Source organism: Terrabacter sp. RAF57 (assembly GCF_052113925.1).
Lineage (GTDB): Bacteria > Actinomycetota > Actinomycetes > Actinomycetales > Dermatophilaceae > Terrabacter.
Genome location: NZ_JBFRDT010000013.1, coordinates 77,913 through 94,267, shown reverse-complemented (window position 1 = coordinate 94,267; position 16,355 = coordinate 77,913). Strand labels below are relative to the sequence as shown.

The window sequence follows — 16,355 nt, the reverse complement described above, 5'->3', positions numbered from 1 at the left end:
GGGGGACCTGGGCGACCTGGGTGCCCAAGGCCACGGCGTCCCGGGCGCCCGTCGCCGCTCAGGCGCCGGGCTCCGTGACGAAGTCGATGAGCTCCTCGACGCTCGCGAGCAGCGTCGGCTCGAGGTCGGCGTAGGTGCGCACCGTGCCGAGGATCCGCTTCCACGCGTTGGCGATGTCGGCCTGGCTGGCGTGGGCCCAGCCGAGCTCGGCGCAGATGCCGTCCTTCCACGACGTCCCGCGCGGGATGACCGGCCACTGCTGCCAGCCGAGCCGTTCCGGGCGCACGGACTGCCAGACGTCGACGTAGGGGTGGCCGAGGATGCGCACGTGCTGGGACAGGCCGGGAAGCGCCTGGGCCTGCGCGACGATGTGGGCCTCCTTGGTGCCGGGGACGAGGTGGTCGACGAGCACGCCGAGGCGCCGACCGGGTCCCGGCTGGAACTCGGTGATGATGCCGGCGAGGTCGTCGACGCCGTCCATGAGCTCGACGACGACGCCCTCGACGCGCAGGTCGTCGCCCCAGACCTTCTCGACGAGCTCGGCGTCGTGACGACCCTCGACGTAGATCCGCGACCCGCTCGCGACGCGCGCTCGCGCTCCCTCGACGGCGACCGAGCCGCTCGCGGTCCGGGACGCGGCCCGGCGCGCGTCGGCGAGGGCGGCACCGGCGGCGACCTGCGGGGGAGTGAGCGTCACCGGGGCGCCGTCGACGAGGAAGCCCGGGCCGAGGGGGAAGGCCTTGGTGCGCCCGCGGCGGTCCTCGAGGTGGACGACGTGCATCCCGCCGGCCTTCTCGACCCGCACGACGGCGCCGACCCAGCCGGTCTCGACCTCCTCGACGACGAGGTCGGGCTCGGCCGGGGTCGGGGTCGACCGGCCGCGGCGCGGGGCACGCCAGTCGCCGCTGAGCACGTCGGATCCGTAGCGATCGTTGGGGGACACGACTAGGGAGGGTATGCCGCTTGGTGGACCCGGACGCAGCCGCCACGCGGGCGGGGTCGGAGCTGCCCCGACGGCATACGGTTGGATGAAATCGGAGATCCGCGAGGCACGACGTAGACTTGGCACTCGTCGATCGAGAGTGCCAGACCCGTGAAGGAGGGGACGCGATGAGCGAGGACCGCAGGCTGATGGTGCTGCGCGCGATCGTGCAGGACTACGTCCAGACCTCCGAGCCGGTGGGGAGCCGGGCCCTCGTCGAGCGCCACCACCTCGGCGTCAGCGCCGCGACCGTGCGCAACGACATGGCCCTGCTCGAGGAGGAGGGCCTGATCCACGCGCCGCACACGTCGGCCGGGCGCGTGCCCACCGACGCCGGCTACCGCGTCTTCGTCGACCGCCTGAGCGCCGTCAAGCCCCTCGGGTCGGGCGAGCGCCGGGCCATCGGCCAGTTCCTCGAGGGCGCCGTCGACCTCGACGACGTCGTCGACCGCACCGTGCGCCTGCTCGCGAGCCTGACCCGTCAGGTCGCCGTCGTGCAGTACCCCTCGCTCACGCGGTCGACGGTGCGCCACATCGAGCTCGTGCCGATGGGGTCCTCACACCTGATGATCGTGCTCATCGTCAACACCGGGCGCGTCGAGCAGCGCGTCGTCGACACGGGCCGCGTGCTCTCCGACGGCACGGGCGAGGCGCTGGTCGCCACGATCCGCGCGCGCATCAACGAGGTGGCGGCCGGCGTGCCGTTCACCGTGGCCGCGACCCGCCTCCGGCGCCTCGTCGACGAGGCCGACGAGGCCGACCGTGCCGCCATGGAGGCCGTGGTGTCCGCCCTCGGCGACGCCCTCGTCGAGGAGCGTGAGGAGCGCGTCGTCCTCGCCGGTCAGGCCAATCTCGCACGCGCCGGCACCGACTTCCCCCGCACCATCGGCCCGATCCTCGAGGCACTCGAGGAGCACGTGACGCTGCTGCGCCTGCTCGGCCAGCTCGGCGACGACCCCGACCTCGTCTCCGTGCGCATCGGGTCCGAGAACCCCGTGACCGGGCTCCAGTCGACGTCCCTCGTGTCGATGGGCTACGGCTCCGGTGCCGAGCGCGTCGCGAGCCTCGGAGTGCTGGGCCCGACCCGCATGGACTACCCCACGACGATGGCCTCGGTCCGCGCCGTCGCGCGCTACGTCTCCGAGATCCTCGACGAGAACCAGGCCACCTGACCCACCTGCAGCACAGCGGCCAGTCCGCCGGCGCAGCGCCGCGCCGGAACCGAAAGCACCACGTACCAAAAGGAATCTCAGCTTGAACGACTACTACGCCGTCCTCGGGGTCTCGCGCGACGCGAGCCAGGAGGAGATCAAGAAGGCCTACCGTCGGCTCGCCCGCAAGCTGCACCCGGACGTGAATCCCGGCGCCGAGGCCGAGGAGGAGTTCAAGCGGGTCTCGCAGGCCTACGACGTGCTCTCCGACCCGCAGAAGCGCCAGTCCTTCGACATGGGCGCCGACCCCTTCGCCTCGGGTGGTGGCGCCGGTTTCGGTGCGGGACAGGGCTTCTCGTTCAGCGACGTCATGGACGCCTTCTTCGGCGCGGGCGCCCAGGCCGGCACGCGCGGACCCCGGGCCCGCGTGCAGCGCGGCCAGGACGCCCTCGTGCGCCTCGACATCGACCTGTCGAAGGCCGTCTTCGGCTCCGAGGAGGAGCTGACGCTCGACACCGCGGTCGGCTGCAAGCGCTGCGACGGCGACGGCGCCGAGCCCGGCACCGGTCGCCAGACCTGCCAGATCTGCAAGGGCGCCGGTGAGGTGCAGCAGATCCAGCGGAGCTTCCTCGGCCAGGTCATGACCTCGCGCCCGTGCGTCAACTGCCAGGGCTACGGCTCGACCCTCACCGACCCGTGCCACGACTGCTCGGGTGACGGCCGCGTGCGCACCCGTCGCTCGCTCAAGCTCAAGGTGCCCGCGGGCGTCGACACCGGCACCCGCATCCAGCTGACCGGAGAGGGCGAGGTCGGCCCCGGCAACGGGCCCAAGGCCGACCTCTACGTCGAGATCCGCGTCGTCAACCACGACACCTACACCCGTCGCGGTGACGACCTGCACTGCAACGTCGAGCTGCCCATGGCCGCGGCCGCACTCGGCACGAGCTTCAAGCTGTCCACCTTCGACGGCATGCAGGACCTCGAGATCAAGCCCGGCACGCAGAGCGGCGACGTGCTGACCCTGCGCGGCCTCGGCGTCACCCACCTGCGCCACGGGGGTCGCGGCGACCTGCTCGTGCACGCCACGGTGCAGACGCCGACGCGCCTGACCGAGGAGCAGCGGGAGCTGCTGCACCAGTTCGCGACCCTGCGCGGCGAGGAGCGACACGAGGGTCGCCTCACCCCCGCCAACAAGGGGCTGTTCGGCAAGCTGCGCGACGCCTTCAAGGAGAAGTGACCCCCACGTGAGTGCCCGGTGACCCACCAGCTCTTCCTCGGCGAGCCGTCCGCGGTCGCCGGGGCCGTCGTCGGGGCGTCCCTGCTCCTCGACGGTGACGAGGGGCGTCACGCCGCGACGGTCGTGCGCATCCGACCGGGTGAGCGCTACTTCGTCGCCGACGGTGCGGGCCGGCGCGCCCTGCTCGAGGCCACCGACGTCGACCGGGCATGGGTGCGCGGCCGCGTGATCGAGGTCAGCGACGAGGCCGAGCCGGCCCCACGCCTCGTCCTCGTCCAGGCCCTCGCCAAGGGCGACCGTGACGAGCAGGCCGTCGAGGCCGCCACCGAGCTCGGTGTAGACGAGGTCGTGCCCTGGCAGGCGGAGCGCTCCGTCGTCGTCTGGCGCGGAGACCGCGCCGCCAAGTCCCTGGCCAAGTGGGCCGCGGTCGTGGCCCGGGCGACCAAGCAGTCACGCCGGTCGCGTGTGCCGGTGACGTCCCCCGCGGTCGGGCTCGCTCCGCTCGTGGCCCGTGTCGGGGAGGCCTCACTCACGCTCGTGCTCCACGAGGACGCCACCGAGCCGCTCGCGTCCGTCGAGCTGCCCGCTTCGGGCGACGTGCTCGTTGTCGTCGGTCCGGAGGGTGGCATCACCGACCGCGAGATCGACGCCCTCAGCGCCGCGGGAGCGCGACCGGTCCGGCTCGGGTCGACGATCCTGCGGGCGTCGTCCGCCGGTCCCGCCGCCCTCGCCGTCCTCAGCGCACGCACCCGCTGGACCTGACGGCATACGCCCTCTGGTTCGAGGTGATCTCGTTACGGGGGTGGGTGCCGCGCTCACCTCGAACGGGGGGGAGCGGGTCCGGTCAGCGAGCGGTCACGGGGACGAGCTGCTCCGCGAGCGGCGACCCGTCCTTCGCGCTGCTGGCGAAGACGCGGACGACATAGTCGCCGGGCGCCAGCGACGACTTCGTGGTGAACCGGTACGTGCCGCGGTCCGGGGCACCCACCGACGCCGTCGTGAAGCCGTGGTCGACGCGTTGGCCGTCGCGGAGGAGCTCCCACTCGACGGTGGCCTCGAACGTGCTGGCGACGCCCTTGACGGTGAGCCGTGCGCCGGCATTGACGGCGGAGCCCCGGGCCGGCTCGTCGACCCAGACGGGTGCGACCTGGTCGAGGACCGTCATCGGGTCGGTCGGCCGCGTGAAGGACGCCGAGGCCGGGTGGCCCGGTGAGACCTCGCTGCCGCCGTCGGCGAGCTCGAAGCGGACGGGCCGTGCCGTGCCCGCCGCCGCCTGTGCGGTCCAGCCGAGCTGCTCCGCGGCGAGGGAGTCCGTGCTGGTCGTGCCCGACGAGAGGCGGACGGTGATCGCGCCCGGACCGATCGTCACCGACTGCACGGTCACCCCCGACCACGCGAACGCGTAGGAGGAGCCCTTCGGCGGTGTGCCCGTCGCGAGGCGGAGCGCGGCCAGGGCCTTGGCCTCACCGGTCACCGGCGTCGTGACACCGGTCGACACGAACTCGCGGAAGAGACGGAGCTGGTCGCTGCCGGCCACGACCGGGCCGAGGTAGTAGACCGGCACGCTCACGGTCGTCGTGGCCGGAGGCGGGAGCGCGGTCGTCGCCGGGGAGGTCGGCCGCTGCGCGGTCTGCGTCGGGACGCTCGACGGTGCGCCGGACGACGTCGGGGTCGACGCCCGCGCGGTCGAGGTGGCCACGGCGGTCGGAGTCCCGGCGACCGGTGGTGTCGGCGCGGACGGCCGGTTCACGGCCCAGACGGTGCCGGCGACGAGGACGGCCGCGGCCGCCGCCACCGCAGGCACGAGCCACCGGTGGCGCCGGGACCCGGCGCCGGCGCCGGCCCCCCAGGACGACTCGTCCGACGCATGCGCGTCGGCGAGGATCGCGCCGAGTCGGTCGGTCGGGGTGATCGACCGCGCCTCGGCATCGAGGGCGCGGCGCACCCGGTCCTCGACGGGGCGCAGCCCGGCACCGATGAGGGTCGGCTCCTCGCCGGGCGTCTCGCCCGGTCGCGTCGGCTCGGTGTTCATGACAGCTCCAGGGGGTCGATGCTGCGGCGCAGGGCCGTCAGGCCGCGGTGGGCGTGGGTCTTCACGGCGCCGGGGGAGATCTCGAGGGTGTGGGCGATCTGGGCCTCGGAGAGGTCGGAGTAGTAGCGCAGCACGAGCACCTCCCGCTGCCGGGAGGGCAGGGTGCGCAGCGCGTCCAGGACGGCGTCGCGGTCGGCCGTGTGGAGCACCTGGGTCTCGGCGCTGCCGTGGGTGCCTCGACCCGGGGCGTCGGCAGCGCCCGCGTCGCGGACGTTCTGGCGGTCGACGACGACGGTGTGCCGCTGCACCGACCGGCACCCGTTGACGACGGCGGTCTGGAGGTAGCCGACGACGCGGCCGCCGTCCCGGATGGCCGACCAGCTGCGGTGCGTCGCGACGAACGCGTCCTGCACGACGTCCTCCGCTGCCAGCTGGTCGCGCAGCAGCAGCCAGGCCAGGCGGACGAGCCGGTGCCAGTGCGCGTGGTAGAGCTCGGTGATGGCGACGTCGGGGTCGGTCGGCAGCTCGGACCCGCCGGGGGTGACCACTCCTCCGGCGTCCGGGGCGGGAGCCCCACCACCGCCCGTGGCGGGACGACCAGCGGCCCCGGAGGCCGCGGGGTCGCTGAGCTGGCCGGCCGGCATACCCAACGTTCTCACGGACAGATGACGCGCAACGGGAGCACAGGGTTGACACGTCGGAGGCGTGAGGGTCCGGAATGCGCCGCAGGTCCACGGCTGCCCGGGGGCTGCCGTGGACCTGCGGTTCGAGCGACCGGTCGGGTCAGCCGGCCGCCTTGGCCAGGACCTCGACCTCGCTGACGGTCATGTAGCTCGCCGCCGTCATGACGACCCGCACTGCCGAGGTACGTGTGGGGGTGATCGGCACCGTCACCACCGGTGCGGCTGGTCCGCTCGCAGCCACCGTCACCTCGCTCGACACGGGGGTCCAGGTGCTGCCCACGAGCGCCTCGACGTGGAGCGTCCGGGCGTAGCTGACGTTCCCGCCGTCCTGGTAGAAGCGGGTCGTCACCCGGGTGACGTCCCGAGCGCCGGGCAGTGTGACCGTCAGGGTGTCGCCGGGACGCTGGGTGCCCGAGCGCCAGTTCGACCAGGCCTTGTCGGTCAGCACGCCGTTGACGATGCCCTGCACGGAGTAGCCCGGCTCCGTGAAGGTGGCCGAGGCCGTCGTGCCCAGGGCGAGGGCCGCATTGGCCTCGACCGGCTCGGTCACCGTGACGACCGCCGTGGCCGGGGCGGTGGACCCGTCGGGCAGGGTGGCTCGGCCGGGCAGCGTGACCGTGCCGACCGAGTCGTACGCCGCGCCGGTCGTGTCCCACGCCACCGGCAGGGTGACCGTCACGTCGTAGCGGTCCGACGTCGCCGTGACGGTTGCCGGCAGGTCCGGCGTGCCGCCGACGTACGTGCGTGCCGCGGCCGGCGTGGTCGACGAGATGGCGTCAACGGTGACGACGGCCCGTGCCGCGTACTCCCGCCCGGTGGCGGGGTCGGTGGCGGTGCCGAAGACGAAGACCTGGCCCGGGCGGGCCCACCGCACCGCGGGCACGGGGCGCCACGTCACGGGCAGGGCGGCCGTCGCGGCGCCGACGCGGTCGGGCGCCACCGCCGTGGGAAGGGTCGGAGCAACTCCGGGCATCGTGAAGACCGCGACGTCGGCGACGCCGCGCACGGTCTCGTCGACGAGTCGCCACCGCTGGTTCGCGGCGGCGTTCGGCTGCCAGACCCCCACGGACGAGCCGTCGGCCGTGGCCTGTCCGCCCACCTCGACGTTGCCGGGACCGGTCGCGCTCGAGATCGTCCACATGCCGTCGCCCGTGGTCGAGAGGTACCACTGTGCCGATGCGTCCGGCGTGGTCTGCGCCGCCTCGAGGACGAGAGCACCGGATCGCAGGGCGACCTGACGACCGTCGAGTGCTCGCAGCTGGTAGCGCTCACGGTTCGTGTCGCCGCCCGTGAGCTTCGTCGCGGTCCAGAGCTGGTCGGCGCTCGCGGTGTCCGTCGTGCGGATCGCGATACCGGTCTGCTCGGCGTCGAGGGAGCGCCCGCTCTGGACGCCGACGAAGCGGTACGCGTGGCCCTCCTGGAAGGTCGGCGCGTCCGTGGCGACGCCACGGACGTCGGAGACGACGAGGGTCGTGACGGACTGGGCCGGCACTCGCACCGTGGCCGAGGTGCCGTCGACCGCCACCGGGGTCTGCGACCGGAGTGCGCCGTCGGCGTCGGTGACGACGGCGGTCACGCTGGCCTTGGGGCCGATCTTGCCGAACTTCGAGAGGTCGATCGCGAGGTCCTGCGCTGTCGTCGAGCCGTTCGTGTGCACGAGGGTCGCGGTGCGCGCGTCCGGACGGATCGCGGCGATCGTGCTCGTGTCGTCGACCTTGACGACGTGGTCGCCGGGACGGATGTAGTGCGTGAAGTTGCGCACGGTGTTGAACTTCTGGTTCGTGTAGATGGGGCAGGTGGCCAGCGTGTCCTTGGCCGTGCAGTCGAAGCGCATCTGGATGCTGCCCCAGTTGGCGCCCGCCGCGCTCTCCCCGCCGGGCTTCATGTTGTCGTAGTCCTCGACGGGCTGCCAGAAGACCCACGCCGACGGCTCGAGCTCGCGCAGGTCGTCGGTCATCCGCTGCGCCATGCCGATACCGGGCTCCATGGAGGTGAAGCTCTGGCCGTTGCCCCAGCTGCCCTCGACCTCGGACATCCACAGAGGCTTGTCGTCGGACTTGCTGAGGTCACGCACGGCCGTCCGCTGGGCGGTGCCGTAGGTGTGGACGTTCATCCGCGACACGGCGGCCTTGACGTCGGCCGGATAGCTCATCCAGTTGGTGACGAAGGTCCCGGGGTTGGTCTCGTCCATCGCCGCGATCTTCGCGTCGGTCCCTGAGCCCGCGAGGCGCTGGTCGAGCGAGCGCACGACGTCCTGCTGCAGCTGTGGTCCGATGTGGGCGCCCTCCTGGCGGCCGCCGGTGGGCCGGCCGTCGGCGCCGAGCTGGGTGCCCCAGTAGCTCGTGTTCGGCTCGTTGAAGGGGTCGATGGTGTCGACCTTGATGCCGTGCGCCGCCTCCAGGTGCTCGGTCACCTTGACGAGGTATGCCGTGAAGTCGCCGATGCTGGTGCGCTTGAGCTGGTCCTGGCCGGCGTTGTAGTTCCCCGAGACGTAGCCGCTCTCGGTCATGAACCATGGCGGGGAGTTGCTGAAGGTCTCCCACTTCGTGATGCCGCCCTTGATGCGGTCGACCCACCAGCGCTGGGTCTGGTCGGCATCCCAGTTCCAGTCGGCCGCGTCGTCCGGCGACCACCAGTCGACGTCGGTCCGCGTCGTGCCCTCCGGTGCCTTCCACCAGCCCTGCACGGCGCCGCCGGGACGCAGGTAGTCCTCGACGTCCGGCGCGTTGCCGCCGCCGATGTTGTAGCGCGCGATGTTGAGCGCCAGCCCGTCCTTGCCGAAGACGAGGTCGGCGAGCTTGTTGCGGACGGCGTCGGGGTAGTCGCCTGTCGCGTTGGCGAACCACACGAGGCTCGTGCCCCAACCCTCGAAGGCGGGCTGCTGGTAGGACGGGTCGGGCGTGAGTCGCACGACGGGGACACCGTCGCCGCTGGGGGAGGCGGCCGTGGCGGAGGTCGTGGGAGCAGCGGCCGGTGCGGGCGCCGCAACGGCGACGGAACCGGCGAGCAGCGAGCCGACGGCGACCGTGACGGTCGCCAGGGCGCCCGAGGCGACGCGGGTGGGACGGGGTCTCATGGGTTGGTGCCTTCCTGGAGCGACGGCGGTGGCGGTCCGGGGTGAATGCGCACCCAACGCCCGGAATGAGCGTATGTTTGCGCAAACATCGGCCGCCGACACGGTCCCAGCCGGGCTGGACGGGTGTCAAGGGGCGGTCTCGCGGCGGCTGGCAGGATGGCGTCGGAAGCGGCGGCATGCGCGAGCAGGACGAATGGGACGAGCAGGAGGAACGGTGGGGGAGCGACGAGCGGTGTCGATGGCCGACGTGGCGCGCCTCGCCAACGTCTCGTCGCAGACGGTCTCCCGAGTGGCGAACGGCGAGACGAGCGTCGTCGAGAGCACGCGCCAGACGGTGCTCCGCGCCATGGAGGAGCTCGGCTACCGTCCCAACAGTGCGGCGCGAGCCCTGAAGCGTGGAGCGTTCCGCGCCATCGGGGTCATGACGTTCACCCTGTCGACGACCGGAAACGTGCGCACGCTGGAGGGCATCGTCGCGGCGGCCGCCGTCCACGACTACGCGGTGACCCTCATCCCGGTCAACGCCCCCTCCCAGGACGCCGTCCGCGGAGCCTTCACGCGGGCCGGGGAGCTCGCCGTCGACGCCGTGGTCGCCATCATGGAGACCCACCTCGCGAGCGACGCCCCCGCGCCCTACCCGCCCGGTTTCAAGGTCGTCGTCGCCGACTCCGACGACGCCGGCGACCGTCACCCCGTCGTCGACACCGACCAGGCGGCGGGCGCCGCCTCGGCGACCGACCACCTGCTCGACCTGGGGCACCGCACCGTGTGGCACGTGGCCGGCCCCGAGAGCTCGTATGCCGCCCAGCGGCGTCGCGATGCCTGGCGGGCGCGGCTCGTGGCCAGGGGGCTCGAGGTGCCTCGGGTGCTGCACGGTGACTGGACGCCCGAGTCCGGCTACGAGATCGGTCTTCGGCTGGCCGACGAGCCCTCCTGCACAGCGGTTTTCGCCGCCAATGACCAGATGGCACTCGGGCTCCTCCGAGCCTTCCACGACCGCGGCCTGCGGGTCCCTGAGCAGGTGAGCGTCGTCGGGTTCGACGACGTGCCCGAGGCGGCGTCTTACATCCCCCCGCTCACCACAGTGCGCCAGGACTTCGAGCAGATCGGCCGGCTCTGCGTCGAGCAGGTGCTCGGCCAGGTGCGGGGCACGGGGCCGACCACCGGCACGACCCTCGTGCCGACGCAGCTCGTCGTGCGGGCGAGCAGCGCCGCGCCGAGCCGCACGGGTGCGCGCCGACCACGTCGTGCCTAGGGTGCAGTCATGACCTCGCAGACCCCCAGTGACTGCCTCTTCTGCAAGATCGTCGCCGGTGAGATCCCGTCCGACCGGGTCGCCGAGAGCGAGCGGTCGATCGCCTTCCGCGACATCAGCCCCGCCGCGCCGATCCACGTCCTCGTCGTGCCGAGGCGCCACGAGCCGACGGTGGGTGCCCTGGCGGCGGCGTCCGGTGACGACCTCACCGACGTCTTCCGGCTCGCGGCCCGCGTCGCGGAGCAGGAGGGCGTGACCGACGCCCACCGGATGATCGTCAACACCGGCAGCGGCGCCGGCCAGACCGTCTTCCACGCACACGTCCACCTGCTCGCCGGCGCGGCCTTCACCGAGGGGAGGATGGTGTGAGCGACGAGACCTCCACCATCGACGAGAAGCCCGACGCGACAACGGGATCGGCGGCCGAGAAACCGAAGACCGATGCCGCCGAGGCGAAGCCCGTCGACCCCGTCGACGACCTCGTGACGACCCACCACACCCTCAAGATCGGCCGGCGTCGGCTGCGCTACACCGCGACGACAGGGCGGGTCGTGCTCCGCGAGGAGGAGCACAAGGACGGCACCTTCGGCGGCCACAAGGCGCGCGCGGAGCTGTCGATGACGAGCTACGTCCTCGACGACGCCGATGCGCGCACGCGTCCGGTCACCTTCGCCTTCAACGGTGGTCCCGGCAGCTCGAGCGTCTGGCTGCACCTCGGCCTGCTCGGTCCGCGCCGCGTCGTCAGCGGCGACGTGGGCGCCCTCCAGCCGCCCCCGTACGACCTCGTCGACAACCCCGAGTCGCTCCTCGCGGTCAGCGACCTCGTCTTCATCGACCCCATGTCGACCGGCTACTCACGCGCGGTCGAGGGCGGCAAGCCGGGGGACTACCACGGCTACCAGAAGGACATCGAGTCCGTCGGCGAGCTGATCCGGCTCTGGACCTCGCGGAACGGCCGCTGGATGTCGCCCAAGTTCGTCGCGGGGGAGTCCTACGGCACCCTCCGCGGCGCGGCGCTCGCCGAGCACCTCCAGTCCCGCTACGGCATGTACCTCAACGGGCTCGTCCTCATCAGCAGCGTCCTCGACCTCAGCTCGGTCGACTTCGAGAACCAGCGCAACGACCGCGCGCACGCGCTCTACCTGCCGACGTATGCCGCCGTGGCCCACTTCCACGGCAAGCACGGCCGCCGCTCGCTGCGGTCCGTCCTCGACGAGGCCGAGGCGTATGCCGCCCGCGACTACCCGTGGGTGCTCTCTCGTGGCCACCGGCTGACGAAGGCCCAGCGCGCCGAGGCGGTCTCGACCCTGGCCCGGCTCTCGGGGCTGACCGAGGACTACGTCGACCGCGCCGACCTGCGCATCGAGCACTGGCGCTACTTCACCGAGCTGCTGCGCGACGAGCGCCTCTCCGTGGGTCGGCTCGACGCCCGGTTCACGGGACCGGCCGCCGCCGCGATCGCCGAGAACATGGACGCCGACCCGTCTCACGACGCCATCGCCGGCCCCTACGCCGCGGCCTGGAACCACTACGTCCGCGACGAGCTCGGCTACGTCAGCGACCTGCACTACGAGCAGATCTCGCGCCTCGTGCACCCGTGGTCGTTCAAGGACTTCGAGGGGCGGCCCATCGACGTGTCCCCGAAGCTCGAGCGCGCGATGCGCCAGAACCCGCACCTCAAGGTCCACATCGCCTACGGCTACTACGACGGCGCCACGCCGCACTTCGCAGCGGAGGACGTCGTGGCCCACCTGCAGCTTCCTGCCGACCGGCTCGCGAACGTCGAGCACGCCTACTACGAGGCCGGCCACATGATGTACGTCCACGAGCCGTCGCGCGTGCAGCAGAGCAAGGACCTCGCCGAATTCGTGGTGAGGAGCTCGGGCCGCGACACGTAGACTCGTGACCACGATGAATGACGCGCAACCTCGACCATCCGACAGCGACGGCCCGCACGCCCCTGACGGCACGCAGCTCCCCGTGGGAGCCGAGAGCGGCGGTGACACGCCGGTGCTGACCCGGCAGATCCCGCCGCCGATCGAGATGGTGACCCTCCTGGGTCCCCGCGACGAGCTGCTGCGCACCATGGAGCGCCAGTTCCCTCTCGTCGACACCCACGTGCGCGGCAACGAGATGACCTTCGCGGGACCGGCCGGGGAGCTCGAGATCATCGACACCCTCGTCGACGAGCTGCTGACGATCGTCTCGACCGGCCAGCCGCTCAACCGCGACGCCGTCGAGCGTTCGATCTCGATGCTGCGCGGGCAGACGGCCGAGCGCCCGGCCGACGTGCTCACGATGAACATCGTCAGCAGCCGCGGTCGCACGATCCGTCCGAAGACGCTGAACCAGAAGCGCTACGTCGACGCGATCGACGAGCACACCGTCGTCTTCGGCATCGGCCCCGCCGGCACCGGCAAGACCTACCTCGCGATGGCCAAGGCGGTCGCGGCGCTGCAGGCCAAGCAGGTCAACCGCATCATCCTGACCCGCCCCGCCGTCGAGGCCGGCGAGCGTCTCGGCTTCCTGCCGGGCACGCTCAACGACAAGATCGACCCCTACCTGCGCCCGCTCTACGACGCGCTGCACGACATGGTCTCGCCCGAGACGATCCCGCGGCTCATGGCGTCCGGCACGATCGAGGTGGCCCCGCTCGCGTACATGCGCGGTCGCACGCTCAACGACGCGTTCATCATCCTCGACGAGGCCCAGAACACCTCGAGCGAGCAGATGAAGATGTTCCTCACGCGTCTCGGCTTCGGCTCGAAGATGGTCGTGACGGGCGACATCACCCAGGTCGACCTCCCCGGTGGCACCCGCTCGGGCCTGCGCGTCGTGCGCGACATCCTCGAGGGCGTCGAGGACGTCCACTTCGCCGAGCTGACCTCCCACGACGTCGTGCGCCACCGCCTCGTCAGCGCCATCGTCGACGCCTACGAGCGCGACGAGGTGCGTGCCGAGCGTCGGGCCCGGTCCCGGGCCGCATCGGCCGACCACCGTGACCACCGCGGGTCGCGGCGGACCTCCGACCGTTCCCCGGACCGGGGAGCCGACCGCGACGACCACGGGCGCGACCACCGCGACGACCGCGACGACCACGGCGGACGCCGTGACGCCACGGAGGCCGGCGCGTGAGCATCGACGTCCTCAACGAGACCGACCACGATGTCGACGAGCTCGAGCTGCTGGCCTGCGCCGCCTACGTCATGGAGCAGATGCGGGTCCACGCGCAGGCCGACCTCTGCATCAAGCTCGTCGACGAGGACGCCATGGAGGTCCTCCACGTGCAGTGGATGGACCTGCCCGGGCCCACCGACGTCATGAGCTTCCCGATGGACGAGCTGCGACCGGGTCGCGAGGGCCAGGAGCCCGAGGAGGGCACCCTCGGCGACATCGTGCTCTGCCCGTCCGTGGCGACGAAGCAGGCGCTCGATGCCGGTCACGCGCCGATGGAGGAGATGCTGCTGCTCACGACGCACGGCATCCTCCACCTGCTCGGCTACGACCACGCCGAGCCGGACGAGGAACGCGAGATGTTCGAGCTGCAACGTCAGCTGCTGCTCACCTTCCTCGCCACGCGCAACCGCCCGAGCGCCTGACCGCGGACGAGAGACCGAGATGTTCCCGCAGTTCGCGCTCCCGGCCCTCATCAGCATCGTCGTGGCGTTCCTGCTGTCGGCCGCCGAGGCCGCCATCTTCCGCATGTCCCGCGTGCGCGCCCAGGAGCTGTTCGACGAAGGCCGGTCGGGCGCCAAGTCGCTGATGACCGTGGTCGGCGACTCACCGGCATACCTCTCGGTCATCGCGTTCCTGCGCGTCGTCGCCGAGGCCACCGCGGCGGTGCTCGTCACCCTGGCCGTCGCCGGGCGGTTCGAGTCGACGTGGAGCCGCGCCCTCATCAGCATCACGATCATGGCCGTCGTGTCGTTCGTCGTCGTCGGCGTCTCGCCGCGCACCCTCGGACGGCAGAACTACGACACCGTCGCGCTGTGGAGCGCCCCCTTCGCCGTCGGCCTGCGCCGCGTGCTCGGGCCGGTGGCCAAGCTCCTCGTCGTCCTCGGCAACGCGGTCACGCCCGGCAAGGGCTACACCGACGGCCCCTTCCAGACCGAGTCCGAGCTGCGCGACCTCGTCGACATGGCCGGTGACTCCGACGTCATCGAGGCCGACGAGCGCGAGATGATCCACTCGGTCTTCGAGCTCGGCGACACCCTCGCCCGCGCGGTGATGGTGCCGCGCACCGACATGGTCGTCCTCGACGCGGACAAGACGCTGCGCAGCGCGATGTCGCTCTTCCTCCGTTCGGGCTTCTCCCGGATCCCGGTCGTCGGCGAGGACAGCGACGACGTCCGTGGTCTGCTCTACTTCAAGGACGTCGCCCGCCGGCTCAACGCCGCCCCCGAGGACGGCCGCCACCCCGCCACCGAGGTCATGCGGCCCATGCACTTCGTGCCCGAGAGCAAGCCCGTCGACGACCTGCTGCGCGAGATGCAGCGCGACCAGAACCACTTCGCCATCGTCGTCGACGAGTACGGCGGCACCGCCGGTCTCATCACGATCGAGGACATCATCGAGGAGATCGTCGGCGAGATCGCCGACGAGCACGACCGTGAGGCGCCCGGCATCGAGCAGCTCGAGGACGGCACCCTGCGGGTGCCGGCCTCGATGGACATCGACGACCTCGCCGAGCTCTTCGACGTCACCATCGACGAGGAGGACGTCGACACCGTCGGCGGACTCCTCACCAAGGTGATCGGCCGGGTCCCGATCGTCGGGTCGTCCGGTAGGGTCGCTGGGCTGGAGCTGACGGCCGAACGCATGGCCGGACGCCGCCACCGCGTCGCGTCGGTCATCGTGCACCGGGCCTCGGTGCCGGAGGACGACGCGGCGTACACCGAGACGGAGGACGCCCATGGGCACCCAGGACGCTGACCCGACGCACGGCGACACCTCGGCCTCGGGGACGACCGACAGATCGGCCGACTACCGGGCGGGCTTCGCCTGCCTCGTGGGGCGGCCCAACGCGGGCAAGTCGACGCTGACCAACGCGCTCGTGGGCCAGAAGGTCGCGATCACGAGCTCGAAACCCCAGACGACCCGGCACACGATCCGGGGCGTCACGACGACCGCGACGGCCCAGCTGATCCTCGTCGACACCCCGGGTCTCCACAAGCCGCGGACCCTCCTCGGCCAGCGCCTCAACGACCTCGTCCGCGAGACCCTGCTCGAGGTCGACGTCATCGGCTTCTGCCTGCCGGCCGACCAGCGCATCGGCCCCGGCGACACCTTCATCGCCCACGAGCTCGCCGAGCTGCGTTCGGTCCGGCGCCGTCCGGTCGTCGCCATCGCCACGAAGGCCGACGCCGTCGACCGCGAGCGGCTCGCGGAGCACCTCATCGCCATCGACCAGCTGGGGGAGTGGGACGCGATCATCCCGTGCTCGGCCGTCTCCGGGAGCCAGGTCGAGGAGGTGCGCGACGTCCTCGCGTCCTTCCTGCCGCGCTCGCCGCAGCTCTACCCCGACGGGATGCTCACCGACGAGCCCGAGATGGTCATGATCGCCGAGCTCGTGCGCGAGGCGGCGCTCGAGGGTGTGCGCGACGAGCTGCCGCACTCGCTCGCCGTCGTCGTCGAGGAGATGGTGCAGCGCGAGGGGCGGCCCGACGACAACCCGCTGCTCGACGTGCGCGTCAACGTCTTCGTCGAGCGCCCCAGCCAGAAGGCCATCGTCATCGGACGCGGCGGCTCCCGGCTGCGCGAGGTCGGCACGAACGCCCGCAAGGGCATCGAGGCCCTCCTCGGGCAGAAGGTCTACCTCGACCTCCACGTCAAGGTGGCCAAGGACTGGCAACGCGACCCCAAGCAGCTCCAGCGCCTCGGCTTCTGACCCGCGACGGGCACCGCAACGCAACGGGTTTCTCGTTCGTGGCCGGGTCCTC

General features: G+C 72.0%; 14 protein-coding genes. 10 read left to right on the top strand and 4 right to left on the bottom strand.

All coding sequences use genetic code 11. The annotated features are described in order from the left end of the window. Window positions 1–58: 58 nt before the first annotated feature. Entirely contained in the window at window positions 59–943 is an 885-nt protein-coding gene (locus AB4Y83_RS15510) for a DUF3097 domain-containing protein (RefSeq protein ID WP_442297415.1), read from the bottom strand. 167 nt (window positions 944–1,110) lie between these two features. On the opposite strand from AB4Y83_RS15510, the gene hrcA reads away from it, so the two are divergent. The 3 genes from hrcA to AB4Y83_RS15495 all read left to right on the top strand — a co-directional run bounded on the left by hrcA (window position 1,111) and on the right by AB4Y83_RS15495 (window position 4,132). Continuing rightward, complete coding sequence (hrcA, locus tag AB4Y83_RS15505) at window positions 1,111–2,154, top strand: heat-inducible transcriptional repressor HrcA (RefSeq protein ID WP_056824900.1); 1,044 nt, start codon at window positions 1,111–1,113, stop codon at window positions 2,152–2,154. Between the two features lie 82 nt (window positions 2,155–2,236). Further along, window positions 2,237–3,370, top strand: coding sequence for a molecular chaperone DnaJ (gene dnaJ / locus AB4Y83_RS15500; RefSeq protein WP_020142578.1), 1,134 nt, complete (start codon window positions 2,237–2,239; stop codon window positions 3,368–3,370). 18 nt (window positions 3,371–3,388) lie between these two features. Continuing rightward, on the top strand, window positions 3,389–4,132 hold the full coding sequence (locus AB4Y83_RS15495; RefSeq protein WP_442274690.1) for a 16S rRNA (uracil(1498)-N(3))-methyltransferase: 744 nt from the start codon (window positions 3,389–3,391) through the stop codon (window positions 4,130–4,132). Window positions 4,133–4,214: 82 nt separating this feature from the next. Here the strand turns inward: AB4Y83_RS15495 and AB4Y83_RS15490 are convergent, their stop codons facing one another. The 3 genes from AB4Y83_RS15490 to AB4Y83_RS15480 all read right to left on the bottom strand — a co-directional run bounded on the left by AB4Y83_RS15490 (window position 4,215) and on the right by AB4Y83_RS15480 (window position 9,161). Then, window positions 4,215–5,402 carry a Gmad2 immunoglobulin-like domain-containing protein gene (locus AB4Y83_RS15490; RefSeq protein ID WP_442297414.1) on the bottom strand — a complete coding sequence of 396 codons (1,188 nt, stop codon included), beginning with the start codon at window positions 5,400–5,402 and terminating at the stop codon, window positions 4,215–4,217. Beyond that, window positions 5,399–6,046 carry an RNA polymerase sigma factor gene (locus AB4Y83_RS15485; protein WP_442297413.1) on the bottom strand — a complete coding sequence of 216 codons (648 nt, stop codon included), beginning with the start codon at window positions 6,044–6,046 and terminating at the stop codon, window positions 5,399–5,401. Before AB4Y83_RS15485 ends, AB4Y83_RS15490 begins: the two co-directional genes overlap by 4 nt. 139 nt (window positions 6,047–6,185) lie before the next feature. After that, entirely contained in the window at window positions 6,186–9,161 is a 2,976-nt protein-coding gene (locus tag AB4Y83_RS15480; protein WP_442297412.1) for a glycoside hydrolase, read from the bottom strand. 214 nt (window positions 9,162–9,375) lie between these two features. Between AB4Y83_RS15480 and AB4Y83_RS15475 the strand changes: the two genes are divergently transcribed. Genes AB4Y83_RS15475 through era form a run of 7 tightly spaced genes read left to right on the top strand, consistent with a single transcriptional unit; the run spans window position 9,376 to window position 16,303 of the window. Continuing rightward, on the top strand, window positions 9,376–10,416 hold the full coding sequence (locus AB4Y83_RS15475; protein ID WP_442297411.1) for a LacI family DNA-binding transcriptional regulator: 1,041 nt from the start codon (window positions 9,376–9,378) through the stop codon (window positions 10,414–10,416). Window positions 10,417–10,425: 9 nt separating this feature from the next. After that, window positions 10,426–10,785 (top strand): histidine triad nucleotide-binding protein, encoded by a 360-nt coding sequence (locus AB4Y83_RS15470; protein ID WP_056780126.1) that lies wholly within the window; start codon window positions 10,426–10,428, stop codon window positions 10,783–10,785. Further along, window positions 10,782–12,314 carry a S10 family peptidase gene (locus AB4Y83_RS15465; RefSeq protein ID WP_442297410.1) on the top strand — a complete coding sequence of 511 codons (1,533 nt, stop codon included), beginning with the start codon at window positions 10,782–10,784 and terminating at the stop codon, window positions 12,312–12,314. Before AB4Y83_RS15470 ends, AB4Y83_RS15465 begins: the two co-directional genes overlap by 4 nt. A gap of 13 nt (window positions 12,315–12,327) precedes the next feature. After that, on the top strand, window positions 12,328–13,551 hold the full coding sequence (locus AB4Y83_RS15460; RefSeq protein ID WP_442297409.1) for a PhoH family protein: 1,224 nt from the start codon (window positions 12,328–12,330) through the stop codon (window positions 13,549–13,551). Further along, entirely contained in the window at window positions 13,548–14,015 is a 468-nt protein-coding gene (gene ybeY, locus AB4Y83_RS15455; protein WP_056824909.1) for an rRNA maturation RNase YbeY, read from the top strand. Before AB4Y83_RS15460 ends, ybeY begins: the two co-directional genes overlap by 4 nt. A 19-nt stretch (window positions 14,016–14,034) precedes the next feature. Next, a complete protein-coding gene (locus AB4Y83_RS15450) occupies window positions 14,035–15,348 on the top strand; it encodes a hemolysin family protein (protein WP_442297408.1) in 1,314 nt (437 codons plus the stop codon). Continuing rightward, on the top strand, window positions 15,329–16,303 hold the full coding sequence (gene era, locus AB4Y83_RS15445) for a GTPase Era (RefSeq protein WP_442297407.1): 975 nt from the start codon (window positions 15,329–15,331) through the stop codon (window positions 16,301–16,303). Before AB4Y83_RS15450 ends, era begins: the two co-directional genes overlap by 20 nt. The last annotated feature ends 52 nt before the right edge of the window (window positions 16,304–16,355 follow it).